4 protein-coding genes and 1 pseudogene are annotated in these 6,616 nt (G+C 45.3%); all 5 read left to right on the forward strand.

Going from position 1 to position 6,616, the window contains the following annotated elements; all coding sequences use genetic code 11:
- The 5 genes and pseudogenes from BUC07_RS14055 (at position 1) to BUC07_RS21340 (ending at position 6,352) form a co-directional block, all read left to right on the forward strand.
- A complete protein-coding gene (locus BUC07_RS14055; RefSeq protein ID WP_073170685.1) occupies positions 1 to 912 on the forward strand; it encodes an alpha/beta hydrolase family protein in 912 nt (303 codons plus the stop codon).
- Between the two features lie 62 nt (positions 913 to 974).
- Positions 975 to 2,342, forward strand: a complete 1,368-nt coding sequence (locus BUC07_RS14060; RefSeq protein ID WP_073170720.1) for a glycoside hydrolase family 43 protein — start codon at positions 975 to 977, stop codon at positions 2,340 to 2,342.
- 10 nt (positions 2,343 to 2,352) lie between these two features.
- On the forward strand, positions 2,353 to 4,401 hold the full coding sequence (locus BUC07_RS14065; RefSeq protein WP_073170688.1) for a glycoside hydrolase family 5 protein: 2,049 nt from the start codon (positions 2,353 to 2,355) through the stop codon (positions 4,399 to 4,401).
- Between the two features lie 46 nt (positions 4,402 to 4,447).
- Positions 4,448 to 6,067, forward strand: a pseudogene (locus BUC07_RS14070) (glycoside hydrolase family 97 catalytic domain-containing protein); the annotation flags it as partial.
- Positions 6,065 to 6,352 carry a glycoside hydrolase family 97 C-terminal domain-containing protein gene (locus tag BUC07_RS21340; protein WP_245792710.1) on the forward strand — a complete coding sequence of 96 codons (288 nt, stop codon included), beginning with the start codon at positions 6,065 to 6,067 and terminating at the stop codon, positions 6,350 to 6,352. The pseudogene BUC07_RS14070 and the gene BUC07_RS21340, both read left to right, overlap by 3 nt.
- Positions 6,353 to 6,616: the final 264 nt, after the last annotated feature.

Genomic DNA, 6,616 nt, shown 5'->3' on the forward strand with positions numbered 1-6,616 from the left:
ATGAAGAAATTATTGATTTGCCTTGCCGTTCTGGGATTTGCCGGATTAACTATTCAAAATTCTTTATCCGCACAGAAACCTGCTTCGGGAATAGCAACCCACAGAATTGTTGAAGATGGCGGAACAGGTGATTACAGTGCAATTATGTACACTGATAGCTCTTTGTCAACACATACCATATTCCGGCCAAAAGACCTGAGTGCTTTCGGTAAGAAAAACAAGTTACCAATTATCGCCTGGGGAAATGGAGCGTGTGCCAACTCCCCCTGGGAGCATGTCAACTTTTTGTCGGAAGTGGCATCGCACGGGTTTCTGGTGATTGCCATCGGCCCCATGCCAAAGGAAGGAGAACGTGGCAACGGGAGATCAACCTCGTCGCAGTTGCTGGACGCAGTTGACTGGGCCATTGCCCAAAACAGCGATAAAACAAGTGCATTCTACAAAAAAATTGATATTGAGAATATAGCTGTTAGCGGCATGTCGTGCGGAGGACTGCAAACACTTGAAGTGGCACCCGACCCACGCATTACCACCACCGTGGTTTGCAACAGTGGTATTTTGAAAAATCCACCAAGCGGAATGCCGGGCATGCCCAACTTAACCAAAGACCATCTGGCAAAAATTCATACGCCAACACTCTATTTACTTGGAGGTGAATCAGATATTGCTTACGAAAATGGAATGGACGACTTTAATCGAATCAACCATGTACCGGTATTTGTAGCCAATATGGATGTCGGGCATGGCGGAACTTATGGTCAGCTCCACGGCGGGGAATTTGCGAAAGTGGCCACCGCCTGGTATAAATGGCAGTTGAAAGGCGATGACGAAGCAGGTAAATTGTTTACCGGAAATCCATGTCAACTTTCAGAATCAACTATTTGGACAATTGACAAGAAAAAATTGCCTTAGGTTTAGGGAGGTGAACAAATAATATTAAAACATTGAAAATCGAAACAAATATGAAACTTCAAATGACAAACAGAATTGCCAGTTTATTGGTGCTTTTTTCATTAGCTCCATTATTTGGATTGGCACAAAACCCCATTATCCAGACTTACTTCACAGCTGACCCGGCACCCATGGTGCACGACGGAACGGTTTATCTTTATACCACACACGATGAAGATGAAACCGTCGATAATTTTTTCACCATGTACAACTGGCGGTGCTACTCAACCACCGATATGGTAAACTGGACCGACCATGGTGCAGTGGCTTCGCTCAGTGATTTTGCCTGGAGCGATAAAACAAACGGAGCATGGGCACCGCAATGCATCGGGCGAAACGGAAAATTTTATCTGTACTGCCCCATTCACGGCGATGGAATCGGGGTACTGGTTGCTGATTCGCCAACCGGCCCGTTTCGCGATCCGCTGGGACACCGGCTAATTGTTGACAGTGAAAATATCTGGCACGACATCGACCCGACAGTATTCATCGACGACGGACAGGCATACCTGTATTGGGGAAATCCTGCGCTCTTCTACGTTAAGTTGAACGAGGACATGATTTCGTACGACAAAAGCATTGGCAATAACGGAATTGTGGCCGCGGAAATGACGAAGGAGGCATTTGGCGAAAATGAAGGCAGGGACGGACAACATATTTCAAATTATACCGAAGGCCCCTGGATTTACAAGCGCAACAGTCTCTACTACATGGTGTATGCTGCGGCCGGAATTCCCGAATACATCGCTTATTCAACAGCACCATCGGCTACCGGCCCATGGACATATCAGGGTTTTATCATGAAAAGGGCCGACCATCTGGCTTTCACCAACCATCCGGGAATTATCGATTACAAAGGCAATTCGTACTTTTTTTACCATACACAGGAATTGTCGGGTGGCGAAGGCTTCAAACGTTCGGTGAGTGTGGAGCAGTTTAACTACAATCCCGATGGAACGATTCCGCTTATCGCCCCCACAAAAGAGGGAGTGAAAGAAAGTGTTGCAAACCTGAATCCGTATAAAAAAGTGGAAGCCGAAACCATCGCCTGGTCCGAAGGGGTGAAAACGGAAGGCAATAGCAAAACCGGCGTTTATGTAACCCAAATTAATAACGGGGATTTCATAAAAGTGAAAAGCGTTGATTTTGGTGCAGGCGCGAAAAAATTCGAAGCCGGTGTGGCAACGTCTTCAAAAGGTGGCCAAATAGAGGTGCGTCTCAACGATGTGAATGGCCAGTTGCTTGGCAATTGCAAAGTAAAAAATACCGATGGCTGGAAAAAAACATCATGTAAGTTGACAAAAGTGGAGGGTATTCACGATATCTGTTTCGTATTTAAAGGAAACGATGGACAGCTTTTCAATTTTGACTGGTGGAAATTCAAGAAATAACCATTCACCAATGAAACGAATGAAATTTATACTGAATGGCAGTTTTCTCTTTTTGATTTTGCTGCAAACCGTTGGTGTAAAAGCCTGGGAAGGAATGCCCATGCCCGAACTACATGTGGAAGGCCGGTATCTGAAAGACAGCCACGGACATATTGTAAATCTGCATGGCTATGCCCAAACTTTTTCGCCGTGGTTCAACGAAAGGGGCACAAAATGGAACAATTACGATGTAGAAGGCTGCTTAGAATATAACCAGGGTATTATCGACAGCCTCTTTTCAGCCGGCTGGATGATGAACTTCGTGCGCATGCACATGGATCCCTACTGGAGCAGCACGCCCGGGTGTGAAGGACGTTACGAAGGGGAAGAGTGTTTTAACGAAACACGTTTCAGAAAATACCTCGACGAGGTGTTTGTCCCCATGGCAGAGTATGCCGTTTCAAAGGGGCTTTATGTTGTGATGCGGCCTCCGGGGGTCTGCCCCGAAACGATTGAAATTGGCGGGGTTTATCATGAATACCTGATCAAAGTTTGGGGCATAGTATCAAAGCATCCGGCACTGAACAGCAATCCCCACATCATGTTTGAACTGGCCAATGAACCTATCAATATTCTGAGTACCGATGGCACTTACGGAAGCGGCACTCAGGAACATTTCGACAACCTGAAAACCTATTTTCAGGAAATCGTCGATACCATCAGAAATTCTGCCGACAATATTTTATGGATTCCGGGACTTGGGTACCAATCGCAATATTCTGGTTATGCTGTGAATCCGATTGAAGGCGAAGATATTGGCTACGCCGTGCATGTTTACCCGGGTTGGTTTAACAGCGGAAGCGGTTACGAAGCATTTCAAAGAGGCTGGGAACAGCAGGTTCAGCCCGTTGCCGATTTTGCGCCGGTTATGGTCACTGAAATGGACTGGGCCCCCGAAAGGCACAACATGTCGTGGGGGAAAGCTATTACCGGCGAAGCGGGCGGCGAAGGATTTGGAGCCAACTTCAAAAAGATTACCGACGAATGCGGCAATGTGAGCTGGTTGATTTTTACCGAACCTCACCTGCTGGCCGAATTCGGAAACCCCGATGCCCCTGCCGATGTTGTCGATTTCCTCACCGACCCTGAAGCTTGTCCGTGGCCGGTGTACCACTGGTACCAGGAATATGCCGGGGAGTATGATTTTGAAGGCGTTTCTGATGATTATCTCACAATCTCAGAATTATACATTGAGGGGGGCAATACAATTTCAGTGATTACCAACAGTTCTAAAAGCGTTGAAATGAATGCCGTTTTTGCCGACGGGCATATCGAGAACGTTGCTTCGGTGGCTGAAATTTCTGTTGACAATACGGATGTGATCAATTTTGTGAGGGGCCGGGTTTTTGCCATAAAAGACGGCCAGGCTGAGGTGGAGGCCACCTACACCGATAAAAAAGGAAACCAAAAACAGGTAACTTTTCAGGTAAACGCAACCACCTTCCCGCTAACCGAAGAGTTATTCAATCCGAAGATTTGGGAAGATGGCACGTTTGATGAAACCACCCGCACCCTGCACACCGGGCCGTGGGGATTTGGCGGCTGGCAGTACAATGGAATCGATTTATCTGAATACAAATACCTCGTGGCCCGGTTGGGCAGTGCAAACAATGCAAATGTGGATTTCAGAATATTTGATGGCCCAAGTTACTGGGGCTCTCCAGCAATATTTTCTTTTGGAAACAATAGCGAAGTGGTTGTAGATCTGAAAAATGCAACAAAAGATGATGGAAACCCGCTGAATGCCGAACACATTTACATTGCCGGCTTTTGGTCCAATGGCAGCAATCCATTCGTTATCGATACGGTATTTCTCACCAACTCGGTTAATATAGTTGATGAAAACACATCCATCGACGGGTTAAAAGCTCCGGGAGTAAAAGTGTTGTCTGTCCACTATTTCACTTTAACCGGTCAAAAAGTGCAGGATATAGAAAACAAAACAGGGATTTTTATTGAAAAGAAGATATTGGCAAACGGAAAAGTTTTAACAGAAAAAATTCTATTACAACCAAATTAACAGACTCATGAAAAATTATTTAACTGCTTTTTTTACGCTTTTTTTTATGACGATTTCAAGTGCTGTTTTCTCACAGCAGGCAGCAGAAATTGCCAGCCCAAACGGGCATCTTCAGCTAAGTGTGCTTATGGAAAACGATAAACCTGTTTACACGGTTTCGTATAATGGAAAATCCATGTTGGAAAACTCCCCGCTGGGATTAATTACCAACGAAGGCGACTTCACTTCCCACATGAGTTTTGTTGAATCAGCTACCGGTGATGTGGAAAAAAATTACGTTCAGAATAAGATTAAGCAGTCCTACATCACATACCATGCAAATACATTGAAATGTACATTTTTGAATGCCGATGAAAAACAAATCGACATTTTGTTTCAGGTAAGCAACAACGACATTGCTTTCCGCTACGAACTTCCCATGTGGGGCGACACCCGGGCTTGCGTGGTTGAAAAAGAAGCCACCGGGTTCAGGTTCCCGTCGTTTACAAGGAGCTACCTTTCGCACATGATGCGGCCAATGGAAGCCTTTGCGCGCACATCGCCCAGCTATGAAAGCGGCTACGAAGCTGATTTCCCGATGGAAAATAACCGGTCGCCCGAAGGTTATGTCTTTCCCGGATTGTTTCAGATTGGAGACGATGGGTGGGTGCTCGTTTCCGAAACCGGCGTGCGAAGCCTTTACTGTGCATCGCATTTAAGCAAATATACCGACGGGATTTACACGATCGATTATCCAAACCCTGCACAAAACAACGGGTTCGGAAGTTCAGGGGCCCAAATCGGGCTTCCCGGAGTTACGCCTTGGCGAACCATAACGGTTGGCGAAACCCTGAAACCCATTGTTGAAACAACTGTCCCGTGGGACGTGGTGGAGCCGCTTTACAAACCATCCATCGATTATCAGTTTGGACGTGGTACCTGGAGTTGGATTATCTGGCAAGATCAAAGCATGAATTTTGAGGACCAGGTGAAATACATTGATTTGGCTGCTGCCCTCGATTACGAGTTTATTCTGGTTGATGCGTGGTGGGACTCCAATCTCGGCTACGATAAAATGGAAGAGTTGATTAGTTACGCCCGCTCAAAAGACGTTGGTGTATTTTTATGGTACAACTCAAACGGCTCATCCAACGATGCCTTTCAAACCCCTGTCAATAAAATGAATACTTCAGTTGCCCGCAAAAAGGAAATGAAGTGAATGCAGGAGGTTGGCGTAAAAGGAATAAAGGTTGATTTTTTGGGAGGCGACAAGCAGGAAACCATGCGCCTGTACGAAAATATTTTGTCCGATGCCAACGACTATGGTCTGATGGTCGATTTCCACGGCGCAACCCTTCCGCGCGGTTGGGAACGGATGTATCCCAATTTTGTTGGATGTGAAGCAGTTCTGGCCTCCGAAATGCTCGTATTCTCACAAGGCGTCCGCGAAAATGAAGCCTTCTTTGCTACGCTGCATCCCTTTATCCGAAATGCGGTGGGAAGCATGGAATTCGGCGGGGTTGTTCTGAATAAATTTTTCAATAAAGGCAATGCAGGAGGCCAAAAACGCTTAACCTCAGACGTTTTCCAGTTGGCAACTGCTGTGCTTTTTCAAAACCCTGTTCAGTTTTTTGCTTTAACACCTAACAATCTAACCGATGCCCCCGACTTTTCAATTGATTTCATGCGCAACATTCCCACATTGTGGGACGAAACCCGCTACATTGACGGCACTCCCGGAAAATACAGCATCATTGCCCGGCGCAGCGGTCAAAAATGGTACGTTGCAGGAGTTAATGCTGAAAAAGAGGCCAAAAAACTGACCATTCAACTTCCCATGTTTTCAAACCAAAAAGTGACAATGTATAACGATAAAAATGACGGAACTCCCTTTATGGAAACTGTTACAATACCTGAAGATGGTGAGCTTTCTGTAACTATTCAACCGAATGGCGGATTTATTTTAAAATGAGTGAAGCGGATTGAAAGCTCTATTCTACGGGAGATTCAGTCCATCATATGAAATTTTAACCGGACACTAATGAAAGTATTATAAAGATAAAATAGCATCGAACCTTAATGATTCACCCATGACTTTGGCAGGTATTCTGAAATAGTTTTGATTTATGAAGATTACTACACTAACCTACCTTATACACAATCATGCAACGTTGTTTAATTGTGCGAGTTGATTCTCAAGAAATTTAATACGCTTTTCTTTAAATGCTGCTTGGTT

This window comes from Tangfeifania diversioriginum (assembly GCF_900141875.1).
Classification (GTDB): Bacteria; Bacteroidota; Bacteroidia; order Bacteroidales; family Prolixibacteraceae; genus Tangfeifania; species Tangfeifania diversioriginum.